Here is a 23948-nt window from a genome sequence, read left to right on the forward strand (position 1 = left end):
CCTTGGTTGCACCCTCATCCAACGCCAGGAATCGTTTCTCACCGTTCAGGCACATAACGCCGAAGGGAACAGAAGCCCGACAATCTGAAATCGGGTGTGCACAAGCCCGGATTCTACGACCCCGACATCAATCCGACCTATCAGGAAATGGCCTCGCATTACTCCGTGGCTGTGATCCCCGCTCGCAGTAAAAAACCGAGGGACAAGCCGAAAGCAGAGTTATCGGTCCTCCTGGTGCAGAGATGGGTTCTTGCACGCCTGCGCAATCAGCGCTTCTTCAACCTCGACGAGGCCAACCGCGCCATCGCCGCACTGCTGACCGACCTGAACAACCGGCCCTTCAAAAAGTTGCCTGGCTGCCGCCGTAGCGTCTTCGACGAGATCGATCGCCCGGCACTCAGGCCATTGCCTGAGCGGCCCTATCAATACGCAGAGTGGAAGGTCGCACGCGTCGGTCCGGACTATCACGTTGAGCTCGACCAGCACTACTACTCGGTGCCGTACCGCTATGCGCGCGAACAGGTCGACATGCGTCATACAGCCAACACGGTCGAGATCTTCCATCGCGGCCAGCGCATTGCCGCACACGGCAAAAGCGCTCGCCGTCGGTACCACACCACGATCGACGCGCACATGCCGCCGGAGCATCTGGCTGTCGCCAAAGGCTGGGATCCGCAGCGGCTGCGTGACTGGGCTGCCGACATCGGTCCGCACACGGCGGCCGTCATCCAGCACCTGCTGGGCGCCCGCAAGCACCCGCAGCAATCCTATCGAACCTGCCTGGGCGTGCTGCGCATGGGCAAGGACTACGGGCGCGACCGGCTCGAAGCCGCCTGCCGCCGCGCCATCGATTTGAAAGCGCCGAACTACAAGTTCATTGCTTCGACGCTCAAGAACGGCCTGGACCAGGAGCCCGAAGCGGCTCCCGCCCAGGCTGACCTGCCGCTTATGCACGCCAACGTGCGCGGGCCGTCCTACTACCATTGAAAGGGAGTCGTTATGCTGCAACATCCCACTGTCGACAAACTGCACGCGCTGCGTCTGCCTGGCATGGCTGCGGCGCTTGCCGAGCAACAGAGCCAGGACGGCATCGACCGGCTCAGCTTTGAAGAACGCCTGGGGTTGCTGGTCGAGCGCGAAGCTAGCGAACGTGACTCGCGACAAACAGCGGCCCGGCTGCGCCGGGCCAGACTGAAGATCCCCGACGCGTCGCCGGAGGACATCGACTATCGCACCGCCCGCGGGCTAGATCGGGCGCTCACCGCCCGTCTGCTGACCTGTGAATGGATTCGGGAGCGGCAGAATCTGATCCTCGTCGCGCCAACCGGGCTCGGCAAGAGTTGGTTGGGGTGTGCCTTCGCCATTCAGGCGTGCCGCCAGGGATTCTCCGCCTGCTATCTGCGTGTGCCGAAGCTCAGCGAGGAACTGGCGATCGCGCACGGCAGCGGCCAATACGCTCGGTGGCTTGCGCAACTGGCCAAGACGGATCTCGTCATTCTGGACGACCTGGCGATGGCGCCGCTCACGGATTCCGCGCGTCGTGATCTACTGGAGGTTCTCGACGACCGGCACGGACACCGATCCACACTGGCGACCAGCCAGATTCCCGTGGACCACTGGCACGAGGCGATCGGCGAACCCACCGTCGCGGACGCAATCCTCGACCGGCTCGTACACAACGCTCATCGCATCACGCTCGCCGGCGAATCGCTGCGCAAGACGCGTAGTCGATTGACTGCGAAGCCGCAGTCCGAGTAAAAAGGCAAGATCCCGCGTCGCTGCGCTCCGCTTGTTCGCGATGGCGTGGAATCCTTGTTCGCTTTGCCGTGGAATCACGATTCACTTTGCCGTGGAATGGCTGTTCTCTTTGCGTGGAATACGCATCCGCCCCGACTACGAGTTTGATCAGTAGCGCTGCCGCGTGCCATGTCACCCATCCCGTTGCGCGTTGCCAACCGCCTTCCGCTTATTTAGACGGGCGGTTTGCTATGGTTTGTCGGGCGAAACTCCGAAGTCGGCTTCCGTGCCGCGCCCGCCAGTTCCCCGTCCGTGTGAAACGCGAGCGGCTGAGAGCCGCATCCAGTGTCGCAGTGCGATCAGCCCGCCAATCACGCTCATCATCGAACCCGGAATCCATAGCAGCAGCCCCCCATCTGCTGGTCGCGCATCGGGCTGAGCCACGTAAATGCGCGCCCACAAATCGAGTAGATCGGATACAACTCGTGCGGTGTAAAAAAGATGTATGCGCCAAGCAGAATCTGCGGCGGAATTGCAGCGATAGCGATGAGAATGCGCCGGCCCGGCGTGAGGCGAGCGGGCGGCGCAGGCCGGAAATCAAGCACGAGCCACCAGAAGAGCAGGCCGTCAATCACCATGCTCCAATTCATTACACGATATAGCCGATAGTCAAGCATTGCCGCAAGGTGGATCGGGGAGAGCAGCCAGAAGTAGATCAGCCCGATAAAAAGCGTCAGTGCGACCACTGGATTGAATAGACCGGCGGACAGACGGCGCGCCGTTCTGGTGCCCAGCGCGGGCTGCAGCCAGCGCTGGCGCCAGTTAGTCGGGACGCCGGCGCGCAACGCGGCGCCCGGATAGGACACCGCGATCAGGAACGGTCCGACGTGATGCAGCACGAGGTGCTGCAATCGATGCATAAAGAATTCATGTTCGAAAAAATAGTCGAGTCGCGTATGCAGCGCAACATCGATTGCTAAAAGACCCAGCCAGAACGAGACATGGCGCGAGACCGACACGCTGGCACATCGCGCGCCGCGCGCGAACAGAACTGCCGCGATCAGCACTGCCACCACGACGGTCGGTGAGGGCTCCCAAGGTTCGAGCCAGTAAAGCATCGACTGCATCATGACTTGGGCGAATCGATCAAACGCCGGAGGTCATGCGCGATGGCATCGATGGAATCGTTGTCGGTGGCGAGCAGGCGTGCGTGGCCTTGCGTGTCGAAGATATAGACCGCGGAGCTGTGCGTGACTTCGTACTCGCCGTTCACGTCGCGCTTCTCCCTCTGGTAGGCCACGCGGTAACGCTTGGCGAGCGATTCGATCGCGCGATCCGAACCCGTCAGGCCGACCGCGTGCCGCGCGTCGAACGCGCGCACATACGCGTGCAGCGCGGCGGGCGTGTCGCGGGCGGGGTCGACGGTGATGAAGACAATCTGCGCACGACTGACGTCGGGGCCGATTTGTTGCAGCACCTGCATGAGCCGCGTCAACGTTTCCGGACACACGTCCGGGCAATGTGTGTACCCGAAGTAGACAAGTGCCGCGCGTCCTTCAAACGTCTGAGCGGTGACCGCGCGCCCTCCGTCGTCAACCAGCGAGAGTGCGAGGTCAGGCAAGTGGCCGCTTATATTGGCAAGGCGCCACGGTTCGCCGGTCCGAGAACACGCAGTGAAGACGACACCTAGCAATGCGGCGGCGACGAACAAGTGAACGCCGGGGCCCTTGCGCCAAAGGTGCAACAATCCAAGCATTTGGAACTCCACCAATATTCGGTGCGCCAGGTTAACAGGATACGTGAGTGCCCAGACAAACGCCTTCCTCCAAGACGATCCGGGCTTTATGACTCGGGATGGAGAGGTCAGGCAACTGTTTTTTTTAGATAGCCCGGCACTCCGATTGCCAATCCGCTTCTCGCGACGTCGATGCCGCGCCTCCCTGCGGCATCAAATTCGTCCTCCGTGGTTGGCGCCGCGACGAGCGCCCGAGATGATATCTGCCCAACAAACTCTCCGAGTGGCACAGTCGTCTTCCTGCCCGCTGGCTTCGCGCACGAACCCAACAATGCCGCGGTGTCTTCATTTTCCTGCACTTCACTTATTGATGTAATTTGTATCACGAGATGATATATATTACCTGCAATCTTTGTTGCTCGCCTTGCGGTGACAGTGCGTTAGTTCCGACCTGCAGAAGCATCATTGTTCCTTGCAAGCGTTGACCCCAAAGGCGGCCCCTCTCAACCTTCCCGTTCTCGAGCAACGGTCGTTGACGACTGCGTCAACCGGCACGGAGTTTGCGCTGTTGTCTACGTTCGAGGTTGTACAGACCTGCTAATCAAGACCTCATTGGCCGAACATCCGTGCGAATGTTCAGCTTTCTGCAAGGAGATGGTAATGTCAGAAACCGTCGGCGACTTTCTAGTTGATCGTCTTCACGCCTGGGGGGTGCGCCGGATCTTTGGATATCCCGGCGACGGCATCAATGGCGTCTTGGGCGCACTCAATCGCGCTAACGGAAAGATCGAATTTATTCAGGTCCGCCACGAGGAGATGGCGGCGTTCATGGCGTCGGCCCATGCGAAGTTTACTGGCGAGTTGGGCGTTTGCATCGCGACGTCGGGCCCGGGTGCCTCGCACCTGCTCACCGGGCTCTACGACGCACGGATGGATCACATGCCGGTGCTCGCGATTACGGGCCAGCAAGCGCGGGCCGCCCTCGGCGGCCACTATCAGCAGGAACTCGATCTTGTGTCGATGTTCAAGGACGTGGCTGGTGCTTTCGTGCAACAGGCGAGTGTGCCCTCCCAGGTGCGCCATCTCGTCGATCGGGCGGTCCGCACGGCCCTGTCCCAGCGCAAGGTCACGGCGATCATCCTTCCAAATGACCTGCAGGACCTCGACTACGAGCCTCCCGCGCGCAAGCACGGCACCTTGCATTCCGGCGTCGGATTCACCGCCCCGAAACTTGTTCCTTACGACGCCGACCTGCGGCGTGCTGCCGAGGTGCTGAACGAGGGGAAGAAGGTCGCGATCCTGGTCGGAGCCGGCGCGCTTGGCGCAACCGATGAAGTCATCGCCGTAGCCGACAAACTCGGCGCAGGCGTTGCGAAGGCACTCCTTGGGAAGGCTGTGCTGCCCGATAACCTGCCGTGGGTTACGGGCTCCATCGGATTGCTCGGAACCAAGTCCAGCTACGACATGATGATGCAATGCGACACGTTGCTGATGATCGGCTCAGGCTTTCCGTACTCGGAATTCCTGCCGAAGGAGGGCGACGCGCGCGGCGTGCAGATCGACATCAAGGCCGACATGCTGAGCCTGCGTTACCCGATGGACGTCAATCTGGTAGGCGACAGTGCCGAAACCCTGCGCGCGCTCCTGCCGCTGCTCGAAGAGAAGCCAGACCGCGCGTGGCGCAAGAAAATCGAAGGCTGGACCGCCGAGTGGTGGAAGACGCTCGAAAAGCGCGCGCTCGAAACAACGACGGGCGGCGTCAACCCGCAGCGCACCGTCTGGGAACTCTCTAAACGAGTTCACTCCGACGCGATTGTCACGAGCGATTCGGGGTCGTGCGCGAACTGGTATGCCCGCGACCTGAAAGTGCAGCGTGGCATGATGTGCTCGCTCTCCGGCGGGCTCGCGTCGATGGGGGCGGCGGTGCCTTACGCGATCGCCGCGAAGTTTGCATTCCCCGGACGCCCGGTGATCGCGCTTGTCGGCGATGGCGCGATGCAGATGAATAACATGGCCGAGTTGATCACCGTATCGAAGTACTGGAAGCAATGGTCAAATCCGCGCTGGATCTGCATGGTGCTGAACAACCAGGACCTAAACCAGGTCACGTGGGAGCAACGCGTGATGGAGGGCGACCCGAAGTTTGAAGCATCGCAGGACATTCCATCGGTGGCTTATCACAAGTTTGCCGAATTGATCGGCCTGAAGGGCATCTACGTTGACGATGCCGAGCATATGGGTGCGGCGTGGGACGAAGCGCTCGCGGCAGATCGTCCGGTGGTGATCGAAGTGAAAGCCGACCCGAACGTACCACCCTTGCCGCCACACATCACAATGGCGCAGGCGAAGGCCTTCGCGACGACGCTGATGAAGGGCGATCCGGAGCAGGGCCACATGCTGCTCGAAACTGCGAAGCAGGTGCTAAGCGCCGTGCTACCAGGGCATAAGGACGGCGAAAAGAAGTAGGCGCCCCCCAACCATGACTATCCCGACACTTCACGACGCCGCGATCACCGCCGTCCGTGCGCAGGCGTACACGATTCCGACCGACGCGCCCGAAGCCGATGGCACCTTTGGGTGGGACTCGACTACGCTCCTTGTTGTCGAAGCGGACGCGGGCGGGAAGACAGGCATCGGCTATACCTATACCGATGCGTGCGCGACGTCTTTGATCCGCGGCGCACTGGCCGAAGCGGTGCTGCATCGCGACGCATTCGACGTGCGCGCCGCATGGGTTGCGATGCAAAAGAGGGTACGCAATATCGGCCGGGCAGGCGTTGCGGCGACCGCTGTTTCAGCCCTCGACTGTGCATTGTGGGACCTGAAGGCCAAGCTTCTCGGACTGCCGCTCGTGCACCTGCTTGGCGTGATTCGCGAGCGGGTTCCGATCTACGGGAGCGGAGGTTTCACCACCTACACCGATGCGCGCCTCAGAGATCAATTGTCGGCATGGATCGCCGAGGGCGGCTGCCGCTGGGTCAAGATGAAGATCGGCACCGAGCCTCAACGCGATCCGAGCCGCGTGCGTGCGGCACGTGAGGCGATCGGCGACGCCGGCTTGTTTGTGGATGCAAACGGAGCGCTCACGCAAAAAGAGGCGCTGCACTACGCCGAGGTTTTCGCGCAATACGGCGTGCAATGGTTCGAGGAGCCCGTGTCCTCCGATGACCTCGCCGCATTGAGCGCCTTGCGCCGCGCGGTGGCATCGATGGAGGTCGCGGCGGGCGAATACGGCTACACCCTTGACTATTTCCGACGCATGCTGGACGCGTGTGCCGTCGACGTCTTGCAGGCCGATGTAAGCCGTTGCGGCGGTATTACGGGCTTTCTGGACGTGGCGACGCTCTGTGACGCGTATCACATGGCGCTCTCCGCGCACTGCGCACCGGCACTGCATCTGCATGTCGCGTGCGCAGTGCCGCGCCTCATTCACCAGGAATGGTTTCATGACCACGTGCGCATTGAAGCGATGCTGTTCGACGGCGCGCCGCGTGCAGCCGACGGCTCAATAACACCGGATTTCTCGCGTCCAGGCTGTGGTCTGGAACTGAAGCGCGCGGATGCCCGGGCCTTTGCCGTGTGAGGGGGCATCGATGAGTGCAAGGAATGCGAGGACAGTGGGGGTTGGCATCGCAGCCGGCGCCGTAGTCGGTGCGGTGCTACTAAGCGCGCTCGCGCGACGTCGTTCCGGCGCCGCAGGGCTGCCTGGCGTTGAAACAGCCGCACATCTCGATGCCGCGCGCGCGTTCAATCGGAGCTCGGCACTGCTCGCCTTGTCCGTGCTCGCGGATAGCGGCATCGAGCATTATCGCGGCTCGTTTGCGAACAAGGCGATGTATACGCCGCTCATCAGCTCGCTTCTCTCGCTCGCAGCAGGGCTGCATGGCGGCGCTGACAGCGTCGCGCGCAAGCATCCGGTGCGTAATGTCGTTTATCTCACGGCTGCATCTGCGGGCATTGCGGGCACCGGATTTCATCTCTACAACATCACGAAACGCCCGGGTGGCATCAGCTGGCACAACCTTTTTTATGCGGCGCCGATCGGCGCACCAATGGCGTTGCTCCTTTCGGGCGCACTCGGTGCGGTCGCTGAGCGCTTGCGCGATGAACCCGCGGTCGAGCCGCAGTTATTCGGCATGCAGGCGGGACGGGCACTGGGACTTGCAGCCGCCGCCGGTTTGGCGGGCACCGTCGGCGAGGTCGCCTTGCTGCATTTTCGGGGCGCATTTCAGAATCCGGCCATGTATGCGCCGGTTACGGCGGGGCCACTCGCGTGCGCGCTACTTACGCACGCAGCGCTCGCGGCGCCCCGCGAGCGCTGGTTCACGCGTGTATGGCTCAGGATCACCGCCGCACTGGGTTTTATTGGCGTGGGCTTTCATGCACGCGGCGTCGCGCGCAATCAGGGCGGTTGGCGCAACTGGAGCCAGAACGTTCTCAATGGACCGCCATTGCCTGCGCCGCCTAGTTTCTCTGCATTGGCGCTCGCGGGCCTCGCGGCACTGCGGCTCAGGGAGACAGAAAAATGACATTGCCGCCCGCTTCTCGGTATCCTGGCTATGACGTGCTAAACAAGCGCGACACCGTCTCGTGGGACGACGCGACACGCGCTGTGATCGACGAACGGCTAGGCACGCCCTCCGAGCCCAGCTTCTTCAATCCCGTTGAATGGCGCGCGCTTCTGGCGCTGTGCGCCTGCATCGTGCCGCAGCGCAGTGATGCATCGCAAATACCGGTCGCCGCGCTGGTTGACGCGATGCTCAGTGCGAATCATGGCGATGGTTATCGCGACGCTCGCCTTCCGCCGCTGCGCGACGCCTGGAAAAGGGGGCTCGCCGCGCTCGACGCTGAGAGCCGCGTGCGTTGCGACTTGCCTTTTGCAAGCATCGGCGAGGAAGCACAAATCGCACTATTGCAATCAGTGCAGGCGGGTGACTTACACGGCGACTTCTGGCAGGGCATGCCGTCGAAGCTCTTTTTCTCGGAACGCGTGCTGCACGATATCTGCGGCGCGTACTACTCGCACCCTCACGCGTGGAGCCAGATCGGTTTCGGCGGTCCCGCGAATCCGCGCGGCTACGTACGCATGAACTTCAATCGACGGGACCCGTGGGAAGCGGTCGAGGCGAACCCCGGCGCTGGGAGCAATGCACGCACGGAGAACCGGCATGCTCGATGATGCCCAGCAACATCCGCGCGGCAAGAACGGACGTGCTCCCAATGTCTTTCGCGTGGGCGCCTGGACGGCGATGCGTGAGTACCCGCAGGATGAAGCCGTCGACTTCGCGATCATTGGGACTGGCGCGGGCGGTGGCACGCTCGCGTGTCGTCTCGCTGAAAAAGGCTTCAGGGTGGTCGCATTCGACGCGGGCGCATGGTGGCGTCCGCTGGAGGAGTTCGCGTCCGACGAGACGCACCAAAACAAGCTTTACTGGACCGATGAGCGCATCTGCGATGGCGAAAATCCGCTCAGACTTGGCAACAACAATAGTGGCAAGGCGGTAGGCGGGAGCACCGTGCATTTCGCGATGGTGTCGTTGCGGTTTCGCCCGGAGTGGTTCAAATCCCGCAGCCTGCTTGGCTATGGAGCGGACTGGCCCATTGACTGGCGCGAAATGTGGCGCTATTACGCCCAGGTCGAAGACGCGCTCAAGATATCAGGGCCTGTCAACTATCCGTGGGGTCCGAAGCGCCGCCGCTATCCATACCGGCCGCACGAACTCAACGCGGCCGCGCTCGTGCTCGCGCGAGGCGCCGAGGCACTTGGCATTCCTTGGTCTCCGACACCGCTCGCCACCTTGTCGGCCCCGCGGGGCGAAGCGCATCCATGCGTCTACCGGGGCTTTTGCGTGTCAGGTTGTGCGACCAATGCGAAGCAAAGTGCGCTCGTTACGTGGGTACCCCGCGCGCTTGCCGCGGGCGCGGAAATACGGGACCTCGCGATGGTGGGCCGCATTGACACGAATGAGGCTGGCCGCGTGAGCGGAGTCGAATATTTTCGCGAGGGGCGCTGGCAGTTTCAGCGAGCCCGCAACGTGGTCGTCGCGGGTTATGCGATCGAGACGCCGCGCCTGTTGCTGCTGTCGGCGAATGCCCGCTTTCCCGATGGGCTCGCCAACAGCTCGGGCCTTGTCGGCAAGAACCTGATGGTGCAGTCGAACCAGGCCACCTGGGGCGTGATGCCTGAAGAAATCCGCTGGTACAAGGGCCCGCCGTCGCTTGCGCTCACCGAGCACTGGAACTATACCGACAAGGGCAAGGACTTCTTTGGCGGCTATTGCTACATGAGCCAGGGGCCATTGCCCAACGCCTGGGCCGCAACGCAGAACGGACGCGGACTATGGGGCGAAGCGCTTATGCGAGAGATGCAGAAGTATAACCATCAGGCTGGACTGAAAATCGTAGGCGAAACCCTGCCGCAAGAGCGCAACCGTGTGACGCTTGCCGACGAAAAGGACCAGTACGGACTGCCAGTCGCGCGCGTCACGTACTCATTTTGCGACAACGACCGCCGCCTAATCGCGCATTCGCTCGACTTCATGGGGCGCGCACTGCATGCCGCGGGCGCCAGCGAAATCTGGAACGAGACGGATGACACCTGTCACTTGAACGGCACCGCTCGCATGGGCGACGATCCGCGCACGAGCGTCGTGAACGCGGACTGCCGCAGTTGGGACGTTCCGAATCTGTGGATCTGCGACGGTTCGGTGTTTCCAACGGTCGGTGGGGTGAACCCTTCTCTGACGATTCAGGCGATCGCCTGCCGGACAGCGGATCGCATCGCCGTGCTCAGGGCGCGCGGCGAACTCTAGGTCCAGAACCCCGGCCGCCAAGCGATGCAGTCGCAATTGGTCAGACGAAGAACAATGGAGAGTAGCGTGAGAAAGAGCATACGGAATCCAAAAAACGTCGTCGTCACGGGTGGAAGCGCCGGGGTCGGGCGAGCGGCAGCACTCGCGTTCGCCGGCCGTGGCGCGAATGTGGCAGTGCTCGCCCGCGATCTGAGCGCGCTCGAGGAAGTCGCGTTGCAATTGCGCGAGCTTGGCGTGCGCGCGTTGCCAATCGCTGTCGATGTGAGCGATGCGGATGCACTCGAGGCGGCCGCCGAGCGGGTCGAAGCGGAACTCGGTCCCATCGACGTGTGGGTGAATGACGCGATGGTAACGGTGTTTTCGCCGGTCGAGCGCCTGACACCCGAGGAGTTTCGTCGTGTCACGGAGGTCACTTATCTCGGCTATGTATGGGGAACAATGGCAGCGCTCAAACGGATGAATCGTCGTAATCACGGCGTCATCGTACAGGTCGGCTCGGCATTGGCGTACCGTTCGATCCCGCTGCAATCGGCCTATTGCGGCGCCAAACATGCGATCCGCGGGTTCACCGATGCACTGCGCTGCGAGTTACTGCACGAACACAGCAACGTCCACCTGACGATGGTGCAGATGCCTGCACTCAACACGCCGCAGTTCAATTGGGCTGTGTCCCACATGTCCCATGCGCCGCAACCCGTGCCGCCCATCTATCAACCTGAAGTCGCCGCGCGCGCCATCGTTTGGGCGGCGACGCACCGTCGGCGCGAATTGTTTGTGGGTCTCTCGTCGATCAAGGCGATTCTCGCGAACAAAGTGGCTCCCGGCATGTTGGATCGATACCTGGGACGAAAAGGCTACGCCATGCAGCAGCGTCCAGAACCGTTGCGGACGGATCGTCCCACGGACTTATGGCTTCCTGTTTCAGGAGAGCATCGTGTGCGCGGAGCTTTTACCGCAGAATCCCGGGAAACGAGCGCGGCGCTGTGGCTCGACACGCACCGTGCTCTGGCCGTGTGTGCCGCCGCGTTGATGGCCGCGGTGGTGGTTTGGCGCCGCACGAGCAGGCGACTGAGCAAGCCGCTTAGTAAGCCGCTTAATAAGCCACTGAGTAAGCCACGCCGCAAGTCACTCGATACGCGTTAGGAGGGGCGATGGCCGCACGGATCGAGGACTACGCGCTGCTCGGAGACGGTCGCTCCGCCGCGCTCGTGGACCGACACGGCTCAATCGACTGGCTGTGCTGGCCATCGTTCGACAGCGATACGTGCTTTGCCGCGTTGCTCGGCGACCCGGGCAACGGACGCTGGCGCCTTGCACCGCGCGAGGCGATCCTCTCCGCCAAACGCTGTTATTACGGTCAGGGACTTGTCCTCGAGACGACGCTCACCACGGGTTCCGGCATCGTCATTCTCACGGACTGGATGGTCTGGGGCGCGACGCCCCCGATCCTGGCGCGCCGGGTGCGCTGCGAGGGCGCTCCGGTGTTAATCGAATGCGAACTGATCGTCCGCTTCGATTACGGACGGGCCGTGCCCTGGAGCAAGAAATCGGGCACCCGGGTGCAGTTGATGGCCGGCCCACAGACGCTTTGGCTGGATTCTTCCGCAGAACTGAGCTGCGTTGGCAACGACGTGCGGATGAGTTTCACCTTGGCGCCCGGCGAGGAGCGGACCTTTTCGCTTACCTGTGTGCCTTCAACGAGTCCTGCGCCGGCCGTTCCCGATATGGACGCGGCGCTCGACGGTACCGCGACGTTTTGGGCCGGATGGTCGGCGCGCAGTATGGCGACGGGGCCTTATGCCAATGCGATACAGCGATCGCTGGTCACGCTTAAGGCGCTGTCAAGCCTCGATTCGGGTGGCGTGATTGCCGCACCGACCAGTTCTCTGCCTGAGACAATTGGCGGCCAGCGAAACTGGGATTACCGGTTCTGCTGGCTGCGCGACGCGAGCTTCACTCTCAAAGCGCTGCTGGCAGGTGGCTATCATGATGAAGCGGCGCGTTGGCGGGACTGGCTCGTGCGAGCTGTTGGGGGTGATCCGGCGCAAGTGCAAATTATGTACGCGCTCAATGGTGCGCGCCGTGTCGACGAGTGGGAGTGTCCATGGCTGCCTGGGTATGAGCGCTCAACCCCTGTGCGTTTCGGCAATGCAGCCGTTGGCCAGCTGCAGCTTGACGTCTACGGCGAAGTTCTGAATGCGCTTTATATCTGCCGGCGTGCCGGCCTGCCGCCTGACGACGACGCCTGGTTGCTGGAACAGGGGCTGGTCGGTCATTTGGGGAAGGTCTGGCGCGAACCGGACGATGGCATTTGGGAGGTGCGCAGTGGTCGCAAGCCGTTCACCTTGTCCAAGATCATGGCGTGGGTGGCGGTCGACCGCGCGGTGCGTTCTGCACAAGAATTTAACAAGCAGGGGCCCATCGAAGACTGGCAACGGCTTGCGAAGCGCATTCGTCACGACGTGCTCGAACATGGCTTCAATCGAAAACTCAACAGCTTTACCCAAAGCTACGGCGGCGACACGCTCGATGCCAGCCTGCTGTTGATTCCGCTTACTGGTTTTCTCAGAGCGGACGATCCTCGGGTAAATGGGACGGTCGATGCGATCGAACGTGGATTGGTGGAGGACGGGCTAGTCCTGCGCTATCGCATCGAAGCAACGAATGACGACTCGGCGACCGAGGAGGGGGCGTTTCTCGCCTGTTCTTTTTGGCTCGCGCATGTCCAGCGCTTGCAAGGTCGAGGATCGGCGGCTCGAACGCTTTTTGAACGCCTGCTCGAGCTTCGCAACGATGTGGGTCTCTTGCCCGAAGAGTATGACTTCAGGAAAAGGCGGCTGTGCGGGAATTTTCCGCAGGCATTCTCACACGTGGCGCTGGTCAATGCCGGGATGGCGATGAGTTCGGAAATCCACAGCGCCCCCGAACACAAGAGCCCGCTTCGTCACGGCGCTGAGGCTGACAAATGACCATTTCCATTCGCGCCGCGCCCCGTAGGCCCGACAGGGTCGCCGTGCTGGCGGTTCTCGCCGTGATATTTTTGGCCGATAGGTCTGCGACAGCGTCGGCCGAGGAGAATTCTGCGCCGCTGAACTACTTCCTCCATGCAGCGGGACCCGCGGCGTCGCCGACGCTTTGGCTGGGCTGGATATTTGCAGGGATTTGTGCCGGTGTGTGTCTGATCATCGCGGTGCTACTGACCGCCGCAATCCTGCGGCGGCGACCGATGTCACTCCCCGCTGACCTCGGTGCGTTAGCCGCCACCGGTGGAGGAACAAAATGGATTTACGTGGGCGTCGGCATGTCCACAGTCGTGCTCGTCGCCATGCTCGTATATGCATTGATGACACTCGAAAGCGTCGCCAAACCCAACGACTCGCCTTCGCTGACCATTACCGTCACCGCGTACGACTGGTGGTGGAAAATCTCCTACGCCGATGCCGCTGATCCGGGACAACGCTTTGTCACGGCGAACGAGATCCACATTCCGGTCGGTGAACCGGTCAAACTCAAGCTGGAAAGTGCGGATGTCATACACGCGTTCTGGGTGCCGGTGCTCGCTGGCAAGACGCAGACGATCCCTGGTCAAACCAACGAGCAATGGATTCAGGCGGACCGTCCCGGTTTCTACCGCGGTCAGTGTTCGCAGTTTTGTGGCGCGCAGCACGCGCATATGGCGTTTGAAGTGATCGCGCAGAGCCGCGCCGATTTTGCGGCGTGGAGCGCGCAACAGGCTCAAGCTCACGTGCAGCCGTCCACAATCAGCCCGTCAATTGCGGCGGGGCACAAGCTCTTCGACGAACGATGCGCCGGCTGTCACGCGGTTCGGGGTTCATCCGCGCAAGGTGCACAGGCGCCTGACCTCACACACCTCAACACGCGTCGATTGATTGCTGCCGGCTTGCTCGCTAACACTGCGGCAAACCAGCTTGACTGGATCACCCGCGCACAGCAGATCAAGCCGGAATCAATGATGCCCAGCATGATTTTGAGCCAACAGGAAGCCGCCGATCTGTCGGCCTTTCTCGCTACGTTGCGATAACCACAGGCACGATGAGGCCATGAGCGCACCTGCTGAACCTGAACGCAATGCGTCGCCGCCGAGGCCACTGGCGCTCTCGCGGGTGCCTGAGATTGGCCGCGTCACGCCCGGAAGTCCGACGCAGCGGCGCCTGCAGAAAATTTGGGAGAGCGAACCCGGCTGGCGGGGCTGGCTTTCAACCGTCGATCATAAGAGCATCGGTCTGCGCTACATCGTCACCGCATTCGTTTTCTTGTTGATGGGCGGCGTCGAGGCTCTGATTATGAGGCTTCAGTTGGCGCGCCCGAACGCCGCCTTGCTTACGCCGGAACAGTACAACCAGCTGTTCACGATGCACGGCGTGACGATGATCTTTCTCTACGCGCTGCCGGTGCTCTCGGGGTTTTCGAACTATCTGTGGCCTTTGATTTTGGGCGCGCGCGACATGGCGTTTCCCCGGCTCAATGCGTTCTCGTATTGGGTGTTCGTGTTCGCTGGCATTTTCCTCTATTCGAGCTTCCCGTTTGGCCAGGCACCAAACGCGGGCTGGTTCAACTACGTGCCGCTTTCCAGCCTTCCGTACGACACGGGCCCTAACATCGACGTCTATGCGCTCGGCATGGTGCTGCTGGGCATTTCGACTACGGTAGGATCGGTCAATTTTATCGCCACGCTGGCGCGCATGCGCGCCCCCGGCATGTCCATCGACCGGGTGCCTGTGCTCGTGTGGGGCACGCTAACGGCTTCCGGTGGAAATTTGCTGGCAGTGCCCGCGGTCAGTCTCGCCTTTTTCATGTTGTGGCTCGACCGGCAGTTTGGTACGCATTTTTTCGACGTCTTGAATGGCGGCAAGCCGCTTCTGTGGCAGCACATGTTCTGGATGTTCGCTCACCCCTGGGTCTATGCCGTGGTGCTGCCAGCGATGGGCATTGTCTCCGACGCGTTGCCTGTCTTCTGCCGCCGACCGCTCGTGGGCTACACCCCTGTTGCGCTAGCGACGGTCGCGACGATGGTGGTGGGCTTCATTGTGTGGATCCATCACATGTTTGCCACCGGAATACCGGCGCTTGCCTTGGCGTTTTTCGGCTCCGCAAGCATGGTGATCGCGATCCCCAGCGCCGTTGCCACTTTCGCGTGGCTTGCGACGATCTATACGGGCCGTCCGGTGTTCAAGGTCCCCTTCTTTTATTTCGCCGGTTTTGTGCTGCTGTTCGTGATCGGCGGCGTGTCCGGCGTGATGACGGCTGCCGTTCCACTCGACTGGCAGCTCACCGACACATATTTCGTGGTGGCGCATCTTCACTATGTGCTGCTTGGGATCAACGTCTTTCCGGTGATCGGTGGCATCTACTACTGGTTTCCCAAATTTACCGGTCGCATGATGAGCGAACGCTTGGGTAAGAGCGGCTTTGCAGTTCTTTTCATCGGCTTCAACGTTGCCTTTTTTCCGATGCATATCGCCGGGCTTCTTGGCATGCCGCGACGTATCTACACCTATCCCGCCGATATGGGATGGAACACCGTCAACCTGATCACCTCAATCGGATCCTTCGTGTTCGCGCTTGGTGTGTTGATCTTTCTGGTCGATCTTGCATGGAGCTACAGGCGAGGGCCGGCTGCTGGCGACAACCCGTGGGATGCGCCCACGCTCGAGTGGTCCATTGCCTCACCGCCGCCGCCTTATAACTTTGCGACCATCCCGTTTGTCGGAAGCCGCCACCCGTTGTGGGAGCGCCGGCTTGCCAGCGAACAAGGAGACCATCCAGGGTCCGTGCTCAATGAAGGCTACATCCTCGACGATGGACGCGAAGCGCTCGGCACGACGGCGCTCGACGGCGAACCGAACATCATCCTGAAAATGCCGGGCGATTCGTATGCACCGCTCTTCCTGGGCGTTTTTTCCACGCTTGTATTTGCGGGCATGATTCTTCACGCATGGTGGTTCGCCGCGGCGATGCTCGTCGCCGCCGCCTTCTCGGTGATCGCCTGGCTTTGGCCCGAGCGCGGCCTGTTGCAACGGGAGCCGTTCCCCGTACACGACGAGGGAGGCGAAATTGGCTGATGCGATCGATGGCTTCAACACCACGCGTGCCTTGCCAATCGGCAGCGCGGGTGAGCGATCCAGTGGTTGGTGGGGCGTGTGGACCATGATCGCCACCGAGTCCGCTCTGTTCGGCTATTTGATTTTTTCGTATCTCTATCTCGCCTCACAATCGGCGCAGCATTGGCCTCCGGAAGGTCTGCCAAAACTCGGAATCGGGAGCGCCAACACTGTGGTTTTGCTGTCCAGCAGCTTCTTCGTGTGGTTCTGTGAACGATGCGTTCGGCGCAAACGACTGAGACTCGGGGTTGCATCGATGGGCGTCGGTATCTTGCTGGGGGCAGTTTTCGTTGGTGTCCAGCTCAAAGAATGGCACGACCATCCGTACGGCCCGACGACGCATCTCTATGGCTCGCTGTACTTCACCATCACGGGCTTCCACCTGCTGCACGTGCTGGTGGGAATCGTCATCCTGGTTTTGTTGCTGACGTGGACTGCCCTTGGATATTTCGACGAAAGGCGATGCGCCGCGCTAACCATCGGTGGGCTGTATTGGCACTTCGTGGACGTCGTGTGGTTATTCATCTTTGCGACGCTGTACTTGTCGCCGTACGTGCTTTAGGTGTGTGCTTTAGGTTTGTGTCTTGGGAGAATGAACGTGTTTGTGCAACTGGTTCGGCCGCCGTCCGGTTCTGCGACCCCGCCCTTCGACGACGCCGGCCGGTCGCGACGCGAGACTCACCCAGCACCGAAGCGCGCCGAGGCCCACCCGCTACTCGTGCTGGCGGGTATCGTTGCTGCCCCGCTTGCCTGGATCATTCAGATCTGCATTTGTGAAGCGTTAGCCTCACACGCCTGTTTTCCGAAGGAGCATCCGTTGTCTGCTCCGGAGCTCACCTCGCTTCTGCGACTCGTTGCGGCTGTCAGTGCAGGGGCCTTCGTGATCGGAAGCTTGGGCTTCGTGGCAGCGTGGACGAGTTGGCGCACAGCCCGGAAGGAGCACACGGACACGGGTGAGCGTGATGCAACGGGGTTGTCAGAGCGTGGCCGGCGCATGCATTTCCTCGCTCTAGTTGGCGTGCTCGGCAGCTCCGTTTTCTTGCTCGGACTGTTGCTGACCGCGATGGCGGCTTTTGTCGTGTCGCCGTGCGCAAGGTGGTGAACCCATGCCTAGAATTCGTTCGGTTCTTGCGCTGCTAATCGTGTCGGCCATAACGTTGAACGTCGGCAGGGTCGGCATCGCAGAAGCGACCGACGGGGACCGTCCAGGCCGGTTTCGTCCGGTTGCGACCTTCACGCCGACCGACAACGCGGCGTTGATCGCACGCGGCGATTACCTCGCGAAGGCCGCGGACTGCGCGGGCTGCCATACGGCGCCAAAGGGCGGCGCACCGTTTGCGGGCGGCCTGGGATTGGCGTCTCCATTCGGTACGATCGTCAGCAGCAACATCACGCCCGACTCGCAGTACGGTATCGGCGCCTACCGCTACGAAGAGTTTGCACGCACACTGCGCGAAGGCGTCGCACGCGGCGGAAAGCATTTGTACCCGGCAATGCCCTATCCGTCGTACTCGAAGATTACGGACGACGATATGCGTGCGCTCTACGCGTACTTTATGCGCGGCGTTCAGCCCGTTCACACACAACCGCCTGCGACGGAGTTGCCTTTTCCGTTCAACCAGCGCTGGGTGTTGGCTTTCTGGAACCTGGCGTTCGTACCGAACGGTGTCTATGAGCCACGTAATGGGCGCGATGCGCAGTGGAATCGCGGCGCTTACCTGGTGCAGGCACTGGGACACTGCGGCGCCTGCCACACGCCGCGCGGCCCGGCCTTTGAAGAGCGCGCCTACACGGAGAGCGAGGATGTTTATCTCACCGGCGGCGTAAATGATCATTGGTTTGCGCCCAATCTCACGGCGGATCCGGGTTCCGGGCTCGGACGCGTGCCGGCCGAGCACATTGCGTCGTTTCTCAAAAACGGTCACGGCGGCGGTCTGGTGACCTTTGGCAGCATGGTGCAGGTCGTGGAGGACAGCACCCAGTACCTGAGCGACGCCGATCTGAACGCCATCGCCCGTTACCTGAAAAGCCTGCCAGCCCAGCGCCAATCAGGCACTTATGAGCCGCGTTCGTTGCGCGCTCGACAGGGTGTTGATGCAATGCGAACGGGCGCGGTCCAACGTCCGGGCGCGGGCATTTTTTTGTCGTTCTGCGCTAAATGCCACCAGGCTGATGGGACAGGAAAGCCATTGAAGTTCCCGAGGCTCGCGGGCAATCCGGCCGTCCTTGCAGCGGACCCGACATCGCTGATTCGCCTCCTGGTCGAAGGAGGGCAAAGTCCCGAGACAGCGGGCGGCCCGCCGCCGGAGAAAATGCCCGCGTTTAACAAGAAGCTGACGAGCGAGGAGATGGCGCGGGTCCTGACGTTTGTTCGCAACACGTGGGGCAATAACGCGGCGCCCGTCACCACCCATCAAGTGACGGCGCTGCGCGACGGCATACATAAATGAAACGCCGCCGCAGCTTCGCGGATCGCCTGCATAGGCACCTGATAACCAACGACGAGCATACCGATGGACAAGCTAACACTCGAGGAGCGAATCCGCAAACGAGCCTATCAACTCTGGCAGCAAGACGGAAGCATGGAAGGCTGTGCCGACGAGTATTGGCGACAGGCGCGTGAGATGGTCGAACAGGAAATCATCGAGGAGAAGTCAAGACCGCAGCCGCAACGCTGACGAACACCATCATTAGACCATCAACATTTGGGCAGAACCGCATCGAAAAGACCCGTCATTGTATGTCACAACGTGATATATAATGCGAAGGAGAGGCAGTCGACATCGAAGGCTCGTGGGAAAATCGCGTTGCAGGAGGCATGATGGCCACATATCGCCGGATTCTATTGTGTTACAACGCCACGCGTGAGGGACGCTGCGCGTTGCGGCTGGGCGCCGCACTCGCTCAACAACTTGGCGCTGAGACACATCTCCTTGCGGTGTTGGACGACGCTGCGTGGTTAAGGGGCTTCGACGTCGTGCCGGCCGTACCCTTCAATCTGGAAGAAGAGTCCGCCAAAGAGGTCCTGGATGAAGGCGTCAAAAGGCTCGCCGAACTGGGCGTGGTCGCCATCGGCCACCTCGCGATCGGAAATCCAATGAATCAAATACCGGCGTTTGCCGAAACGCTAAAGGTCGACCTCGTTGTCGTAGGCCACCATCGAAGCGGTCTTCTTTCACGCTGGTGGACTGGCCAGGACGATGGACGACTGCTGGACCGACTTTCGTGCAGCGTTCTCGTTGCGATGGATACAGGGAATCCCGAGGACGCTTGGACGGCGAACGATGAAGGCGTCTCGGCGGGCGATGAGGTGCGGGAGGTAGCGGCGCCACGGGTTGACGAGCACTCAGTTGTCCATTGACTTTGCGAGCACCGATTACTCAGGAAACCGTGCGGCGTCTGATCAAACAGGCGCGCTTGGATCGCCTGAGGCTGCGCCCGCCAGACGCCGTTAAGTCGGCCGCGTCCATTTGCGCCCACACCCTGGCCCATCCCTAGCACCCCCATAAACTGCACATGCGCTATCTAACCATCGCCGACACCATTGGAAAAACCTCCCTCGTTCAGCTCGTGCGGCTTCCCGATGAAGCAATGCGGGAACGCAACAACGTCATCTTGGGGAAGTTGGAAGGCGGCAACCCAGCTGGTTCTGTGAAGGATCGCGCTGCGCTGTCCATGATCATGGGAGCCGAGCGGCGCGGTCAGATACATCACGCAGACGTGCTAATCGAGGCCACAAGCGGAAACACCGGAATCGCGCTGGCCATGACGGCAGCTTTTCGCGGGTACAAGATGATGCTCGTCATGCCAGAAGATGTATCAGCAGAACGCCGCAGGAGTATGCGGGCGTACGGCGCTGAATTGATTCTGACCCCGGCCCAGGGCGGCATGGAGTTGGCGCGCGATGCCGCGACTCAGATGGCGCGCGAAGGTCGCGGCGTCGTTCTGGACCAGTTTTCCAACCCTGACAACCCTCTTGCCCACTATGAGACGACCGGTCCGGAGATCTGGAACGATACGGGCGGCGCCGTTACGCATTTTGTTTCAGCGATGGGTACGACCGGCACGATTATGGGCGTGAGCCGTTATCTGAAAGAACGAAGCGCTGACACGCAGATAGTCGGCGTGCAACCAGAAGAGGGCGCTCGCATTCCAGGCATACGCAAATGGCCGACGCAGTACTTACCCGCTTTCTTTGATCCTCGCCGGATTGACCGAACTGAAAGTGTGAGCCAGTCGCAGGCTGAAGTGACCGCACGTCGTCTTGCCGCGATCGAAGGCATTTTTTGCGGAATTTCCACGGGCGGAGCATGCGCGGTCGCACTGAGAATTGCTCAGGAGGTGGAAAATGCGACCATTGTCTTCGTCGTGTGCGATCGAGGTGATCGCTATCTCTCGACGGGCGCGTTCCCAGCCTGAGCCGGCAGGAGCGAGTGCGATCCTGCGCTTTGTTGACGTTCGACCGTTATTGCCTGAAACGCAGTGCTCTGACTGGATTCGTTTGAGAGTGGCAAGTGCATACGCGCGGGTTTCTTTCGGAGCGACCGCGGACAGACGAAGTCATTCCGTGATGTAACTGTCGACTGAACGCACTTCAGACGTAGCCACACATGGGCCGGAAATGGAAGTGTCCGAGGTCCGTTATTTTTGCTGGTCTCCGGTCACACGCCTCGATCGCTCCTCAACCCGTTGATGAGCCGTAAACGGATCTTCTTTAACACAACTCGACAAACCGAAACCGATGGCGGCGAGCAATACCAGCGCGAGGAAGAAGAGTACCCAGTAAAAGTGAATGTCCATTTCAATAGTAATATGCACCGAACCTACTTACGGCGCGTTTAAGCGGAACGCGACACTCTTCAGTCAAACAGGTCAAACTGACGCGACCGACGCGCTTTCGAACAATACACCGCAGGTCACACGGCGCAGCAGCAGCGTGGAATTGTCGCTCGTCCACCCGCGCGCAAATGCGCTTCCCGGGCTCTGCCCGATCACAATCAGATCCGCCCTTACTATGTTCGCCAATCGGGAAACTTCATCGACAGGATTTCCCAACAGCAAGTGACCCGTTGCCGCGGCCGTCGAAGCGCGCAACCTCTCCACGCCTTCATGAAGAATCGCCATGGCAGTCTTTTCGTCGAGATCGAATTCGACAGCGGGAAGCGGGTCGAAACCACCGGCGCCGCAGCAACACTCGAGCACCGCTAACAAATGTGCTTCGGCGTTCAACTGGCGGACGAGCGCCGAACCGCATCGCAGCGAAGCTTGACCGCTTGCCGTACCGTCATAACAGAGAAGTATCCGATCGATTGAGGACATCGTTGAGGCCGTCGATGAGTCTCCACCGTTGACAAATCCGGTGGGCTATTACCTGTTCGATGACTAGGTAATGAGCGGTACCGCCTCAATCAGCGCAAAACCGACTAATGCACCGATCGCGGCGCCTACGAGCTTAGGGTGCCATCGATCAAGGTGGATAGCGGCAAGGAGCGCACCGACCAGAATGACGCCCAAAAGCGCGGACGCGATGATCAAATAACCGATCTCGAAGTCACTGGTAATAACCATGATCGTTCCCCCTTAGCCGGTCTACCTCGGCCACTGCTCGAAATCAGACCAGCACGACAGGCCCGCTTGCGAGCGGGCAGCGAAAACTGAACCAACCGACGATTTAATTATAGATCACAACGTGAGGTAATGTGTGAGGACGGACGGGCCTCAAAACCGGGTTTGTCTGCCAGTAACGCTTCAAGCATCGTCTCAGCCGCCGCGGCCCGCACGAAATAAACGCGTCTTCGACCCGCCTACGCGAATTCGCCGGAAGCGCTCGCGCTTGTGCTCTTCATCGAAATGGGCGAGCGACGGTTTCACGAGATCGCTGCGCGACACGATGCCGATCAGCCGCCGCGTCTCATTGTCCGCGACAACCGGCAGCCGTTCGAGGCCGTGGACGGCGAGCCGCGTCGCCACCAGCCGGCAGGTTTCGCCCGGCAGCGCGACGACCGGCGCCACACCGCGCAGCGCGGCGGCGACAGTCGTTTCCGCATCGAGCGCGAGCGTCGCCCGGTCGACCATGCCGATCACCGCGCCGTCGCGCACCGCCGGATACGCGCGATGCGTCTGCGCCTCGCCGAAGAAGGTCGCGAGCGCGTCGCGCGCGGTGAGGCCGGCGTCGATCGTCCGCACGCCGCGCGTCATGACCTCGTCGACGTGATGCCGCTCCAGCGGATCGACGCCATATTCGCGATAGATGTGATAGCCGCGCCGCGCGATCTTCTCCGTCATGATCGAGCGCTTCATGACGACGGTCGTGAAGCCGTGGGCGACGAGTGTCGCCGCGAGCAGCGGAAGGAGCGCGTTGACGTCGTGCGTAAGGCCGAACGCGAAGACGATCGCGGTGAGCGGCGCGCCCAGCGTGGCGCCGAGCGTCGCCGCCATGCAGACGAGCGGCCACAGCGCGGGCTCTCCGCCGGGCAGGACCGGCGCGAGCAGGGTGCCGAGTCCCGCGCCCAGCATCAGGAGCGGCGCGAGCACGCCGCCCGAAGTCCCCGACCCGAGCGCGACGACCCAGATGACTGCCTTCACGGCGAGGATCGCGACTGCAACCTGCAACGCGACGTGCTGGTGCAGTAAATCGCCGATCACGTCGTAGCCGACGCCGAGCGCGCGCGGCTCGATGAATCCGCCGATGCCGATCACGAGCCCGCCGATCGCGGGCCACCACATCCAGTGGACGGGGAGCTTGCCGAAGAGGTCCTCGGTCTTGTAGAGCGCCGCCGACAACCCGGACGCCAGCGCACCGGAGAGCAACCCCGCGATCACGCACGAAACGAGCGACAACGCGCCCGGCGGCGCCGTTACGAGCGGAAAGAGCGGCCCTTGCCCGAAGAACGCGACGCGCGCGAACCCCGCGACCGCGCACGCGAGCGCGACCGGCAGGAAGCTGCGCGGCCGCCATTCGAAGAGCAACAACTCGACGGCCAGCAGCACGGCGGCGACGGGCGTGCCGAACACGGCCGTCATGCCCGCGGCCGCTCCGGCGACGAGCAGCGTCTTGCGCTCCGCGGCGGTGACCTTCACGCATTGCGCGATCAGCGAGCCGAGCGCGCCGCCCGTCATGATGATCGGGCCTTCGGCACCGAACGGCCCGCCGCTGCCGATCACAATCCCCGACGACAGCGGTTTCAGCACCGCGACTTTCGGCGACATGCGGCTTTTGCCGAACAAGATCGCCTCGATCGCTTCGGGGATACCGTGGCCGCGAATCTTCTCGGAACCGAAGCGCGCCATCAGCCCGACGATGAGCCCGCCGGTAACCGGCACGACGATCACCCAGAGTCCGAGCGTGTTGTCAGCGGGCGAGCGGTCCGCGAACGAAAAGCTGCCGAAGAAAAAGAGGTTGGTGAACAGATGGATGAGGGAGAGCAGCACGAACGCGGCGAGCGTGGCGACAGCGCCGATCACGGCGGCGAGCGCGGAAATGCCGGGCAGCCGGGCGTTTGAGGCGAAATCGCGTTTTGATGAGTGAAGGCTCATGAGGCG

The 23948-nt window shown here is 61.6% G+C and carries 19 protein-coding genes and 2 pseudogenes; 16 read left to right on the forward strand and 5 right to left on the reverse strand.

Features of this window, described 5'->3' with window-relative positions:
• Positions 1-75 precede the first annotated feature (75 nt).
• Both AWB66_RS28210 and istB read left to right on the forward strand, forming a co-directional pair.
• Positions 76-987 (forward strand): annotated as a pseudogene (locus tag AWB66_RS28210) (Mu transposase domain-containing protein); the annotation flags it as partial.
• A 12-nt stretch (positions 988-999) separates the two neighbouring features.
• Positions 1000-1758: an IS21-like element helper ATPase IstB gene (gene istB, locus AWB66_RS28215; RefSeq protein WP_087633362.1), complete on the forward strand. Its 759-nt coding sequence runs from the start codon at positions 1000-1002 to the stop codon at positions 1756-1758.
• 228 nt (positions 1759-1986) lie between these two features.
• On the opposite strand, the pseudogene AWB66_RS28220 reads toward istB, so the two are convergent.
• Positions 1987-2864 (reverse strand): annotated as a pseudogene (locus AWB66_RS28220) (cytochrome c oxidase assembly protein).
• Positions 2864-3493: an SCO family protein gene (locus AWB66_RS28225; protein WP_087633363.1), complete on the reverse strand. Its 630-nt coding sequence runs from the start codon at positions 3491-3493 to the stop codon at positions 2864-2866. The pseudogene AWB66_RS28220 and the gene AWB66_RS28225 overlap by 1 nt, the downstream one beginning before the upstream one ends.
• 639 nt (positions 3494-4132) lie before the next feature.
• On the opposite strand from AWB66_RS28225, the gene AWB66_RS28230 reads away from it, so the two are divergent.
• From AWB66_RS28230 to cysM, 14 genes are all read left to right on the forward strand, one after another.
• Positions 4133-5938 carry a thiamine pyrophosphate-requiring protein gene (locus AWB66_RS28230; protein WP_087633364.1) on the forward strand — a complete coding sequence of 602 codons (1806 nt, stop codon included), beginning with the start codon at positions 4133-4135 and terminating at the stop codon, positions 5936-5938.
• A gap of 13 nt (positions 5939-5951) precedes the next feature.
• Entirely contained in the window at positions 5952-7055 is a 1104-nt protein-coding gene (locus AWB66_RS28235; RefSeq protein ID WP_087633365.1) for an enolase C-terminal domain-like protein, read from the forward strand.
• Positions 7056-7065: 10 nt separating this feature from the next.
• On the forward strand, positions 7066-8001 hold the full coding sequence (locus tag AWB66_RS28240) for a hypothetical protein (RefSeq protein ID WP_125469807.1): 936 nt from the start codon (positions 7066-7068) through the stop codon (positions 7999-8001).
• Positions 7998-8651 carry a gluconate 2-dehydrogenase subunit 3 family protein gene (locus AWB66_RS28245; RefSeq protein ID WP_087633366.1) on the forward strand — a complete coding sequence of 218 codons (654 nt, stop codon included), beginning with the start codon at positions 7998-8000 and terminating at the stop codon, positions 8649-8651. The genes AWB66_RS28240 and AWB66_RS28245 overlap by 4 nt, the downstream gene beginning before the upstream one ends.
• A complete protein-coding gene (locus tag AWB66_RS28250; protein WP_087633367.1) occupies positions 8641-10284 on the forward strand; it encodes a GMC family oxidoreductase in 1644 nt (547 codons plus the stop codon). Before AWB66_RS28245 ends, AWB66_RS28250 begins: the two co-directional genes overlap by 11 nt.
• A gap of 66 nt (positions 10285-10350) precedes the next feature.
• Positions 10351-11427, forward strand: a complete 1077-nt coding sequence (locus tag AWB66_RS28255; protein WP_235021275.1) for an SDR family oxidoreductase — start codon at positions 10351-10353, stop codon at positions 11425-11427.
• 8 nt (positions 11428-11435) lie between these two features.
• Positions 11436-13253 carry a glycoside hydrolase family 15 protein gene (locus AWB66_RS28260; RefSeq protein WP_087633369.1) on the forward strand — a complete coding sequence of 606 codons (1818 nt, stop codon included), beginning with the start codon at positions 11436-11438 and terminating at the stop codon, positions 13251-13253.
• The gene (gene coxB, locus AWB66_RS28265; protein WP_087633370.1) at positions 13250-14326 is read left to right on the forward strand and encodes a cytochrome c oxidase subunit II; all 1077 of its coding nucleotides are present in this window, start codon (positions 13250-13252) and stop codon (positions 14324-14326) included. Before AWB66_RS28260 ends, coxB begins: the two co-directional genes overlap by 4 nt.
• Positions 14327-14345: 19 nt before the next feature.
• The gene (gene ctaD / locus AWB66_RS28270; protein ID WP_087633371.1) at positions 14346-16367 is read left to right on the forward strand and encodes a cytochrome c oxidase subunit I; all 2022 of its coding nucleotides are present in this window, start codon (positions 14346-14348) and stop codon (positions 16365-16367) included.
• Positions 16360-16968 (forward strand): cytochrome c oxidase subunit 3, encoded by a 609-nt coding sequence (locus AWB66_RS28275; protein WP_235021276.1) that lies wholly within the window; start codon positions 16360-16362, stop codon positions 16966-16968. Before ctaD ends, AWB66_RS28275 begins: the two co-directional genes overlap by 8 nt.
• A 544-nt stretch (positions 16969-17512) precedes the next feature.
• Positions 17513-18856 carry a c-type cytochrome gene (locus AWB66_RS28285; protein ID WP_087633373.1) on the forward strand — a complete coding sequence of 448 codons (1344 nt, stop codon included), beginning with the start codon at positions 17513-17515 and terminating at the stop codon, positions 18854-18856.
• Between the two features lie 63 nt (positions 18857-18919).
• Positions 18920-19084 carry a DUF2934 domain-containing protein gene (locus AWB66_RS28290; RefSeq protein WP_087633374.1) on the forward strand — a complete coding sequence of 55 codons (165 nt, stop codon included), beginning with the start codon at positions 18920-18922 and terminating at the stop codon, positions 19082-19084.
• 143 nt (positions 19085-19227) lie between these two features.
• Complete coding sequence (locus AWB66_RS28295) at positions 19228-19767, forward strand: universal stress protein (protein WP_087633391.1); 540 nt, start codon at positions 19228-19230, stop codon at positions 19765-19767.
• A 155-nt stretch (positions 19768-19922) separates the two neighbouring features.
• A complete protein-coding gene (gene cysM, locus AWB66_RS28300) occupies positions 19923-20825 on the forward strand; it encodes a cysteine synthase CysM (protein ID WP_087633375.1) in 903 nt (300 codons plus the stop codon).
• Between the two features lie 453 nt (positions 20826-21278).
• Here the strand turns inward: cysM and AWB66_RS28305 are convergent, their stop codons facing one another.
• From AWB66_RS28305 to AWB66_RS28315, 3 genes are all read right to left on the reverse strand, one after another.
• Complete coding sequence (locus tag AWB66_RS28305) at positions 21279-21725, reverse strand: universal stress protein (RefSeq protein ID WP_087633376.1); 447 nt, start codon at positions 21723-21725, stop codon at positions 21279-21281.
• Between the two features lie 63 nt (positions 21726-21788).
• The gene (locus AWB66_RS28310) at positions 21789-21974 is read right to left on the reverse strand and encodes a hypothetical protein (RefSeq protein WP_062638737.1); all 186 of its coding nucleotides are present in this window, start codon (positions 21972-21974) and stop codon (positions 21789-21791) included.
• A 192-nt stretch (positions 21975-22166) separates the two neighbouring features.
• Positions 22167-23942: a chloride channel protein gene (locus tag AWB66_RS28315; protein ID WP_087633377.1), complete on the reverse strand. Its 1776-nt coding sequence runs from the start codon at positions 23940-23942 to the stop codon at positions 22167-22169.
• Positions 23943-23948 lie beyond the last annotated feature (6 nt).

Origin of the sequence: Caballeronia telluris (genome assembly GCF_001544495.1) — a bacterium.
Classification (GTDB): domain Bacteria; phylum Pseudomonadota; class Gammaproteobacteria; order Burkholderiales; family Burkholderiaceae; genus Caballeronia; species Caballeronia telluris.

Coding starts and splice junctions, on each gene's coding strand:
- istB (WP_087633362.1), top strand. CDS start 1,000: ATGCTGCAACATCCCACTGTCGACAAACTGCACGCGCTGCGTCTGCCT.
- AWB66_RS28225 (WP_087633363.1), bottom strand. CDS start 3,493: ATGCTTGGATTGTTGCACCTTTGGCGCAAGGGCCCCGGCGTTCACTTG.
- AWB66_RS28230 (WP_087633364.1), top strand. CDS start 4,133: ATGTCAGAAACCGTCGGCGACTTTCTAGTTGATCGTCTTCACGCCTGG.
- AWB66_RS28235 (WP_087633365.1), top strand. CDS start 5,952: ATGACTATCCCGACACTTCACGACGCCGCGATCACCGCCGTCCGTGCG.
- AWB66_RS28240 (WP_125469807.1), top strand. CDS start 7,066: ATGAGTGCAAGGAATGCGAGGACAGTGGGGGTTGGCATCGCAGCCGGC.
- AWB66_RS28245 (WP_087633366.1), top strand. CDS start 7,998: ATGACATTGCCGCCCGCTTCTCGGTATCCTGGCTATGACGTGCTAAAC.
- AWB66_RS28250 (WP_087633367.1), top strand. CDS start 8,641: ATGCTCGATGATGCCCAGCAACATCCGCGCGGCAAGAACGGACGTGCT.
- AWB66_RS28260 (WP_087633369.1), top strand. CDS start 11,436: ATGGCCGCACGGATCGAGGACTACGCGCTGCTCGGAGACGGTCGCTCC.
- coxB (WP_087633370.1), top strand. CDS start 13,250: ATGACCATTTCCATTCGCGCCGCGCCCCGTAGGCCCGACAGGGTCGCC.
- ctaD (WP_087633371.1), top strand. CDS start 14,346: ATGAGCGCACCTGCTGAACCTGAACGCAATGCGTCGCCGCCGAGGCCA.
- AWB66_RS28285 (WP_087633373.1), top strand. CDS start 17,513: ATGCCTAGAATTCGTTCGGTTCTTGCGCTGCTAATCGTGTCGGCCATA.
- AWB66_RS28290 (WP_087633374.1), top strand. CDS start 18,920: ATGGACAAGCTAACACTCGAGGAGCGAATCCGCAAACGAGCCTATCAA.
- AWB66_RS28295 (WP_087633391.1), top strand. CDS start 19,228: ATGGCCACATATCGCCGGATTCTATTGTGTTACAACGCCACGCGTGAG.
- cysM (WP_087633375.1), top strand. CDS start 19,923: ATGCGCTATCTAACCATCGCCGACACCATTGGAAAAACCTCCCTCGTT.
- AWB66_RS28305 (WP_087633376.1), bottom strand. CDS start 21,725: ATGTCCTCAATCGATCGGATACTTCTCTGTTATGACGGTACGGCAAGC.
- AWB66_RS28310 (WP_062638737.1), bottom strand. CDS start 21,974: ATGGTTATTACCAGTGACTTCGAGATCGGTTATTTGATCATCGCGTCC.
- AWB66_RS28315 (WP_087633377.1), bottom strand. CDS start 23,942: ATGAGCCTTCACTCATCAAAACGCGATTTCGCCTCAAACGCCCGGCTG.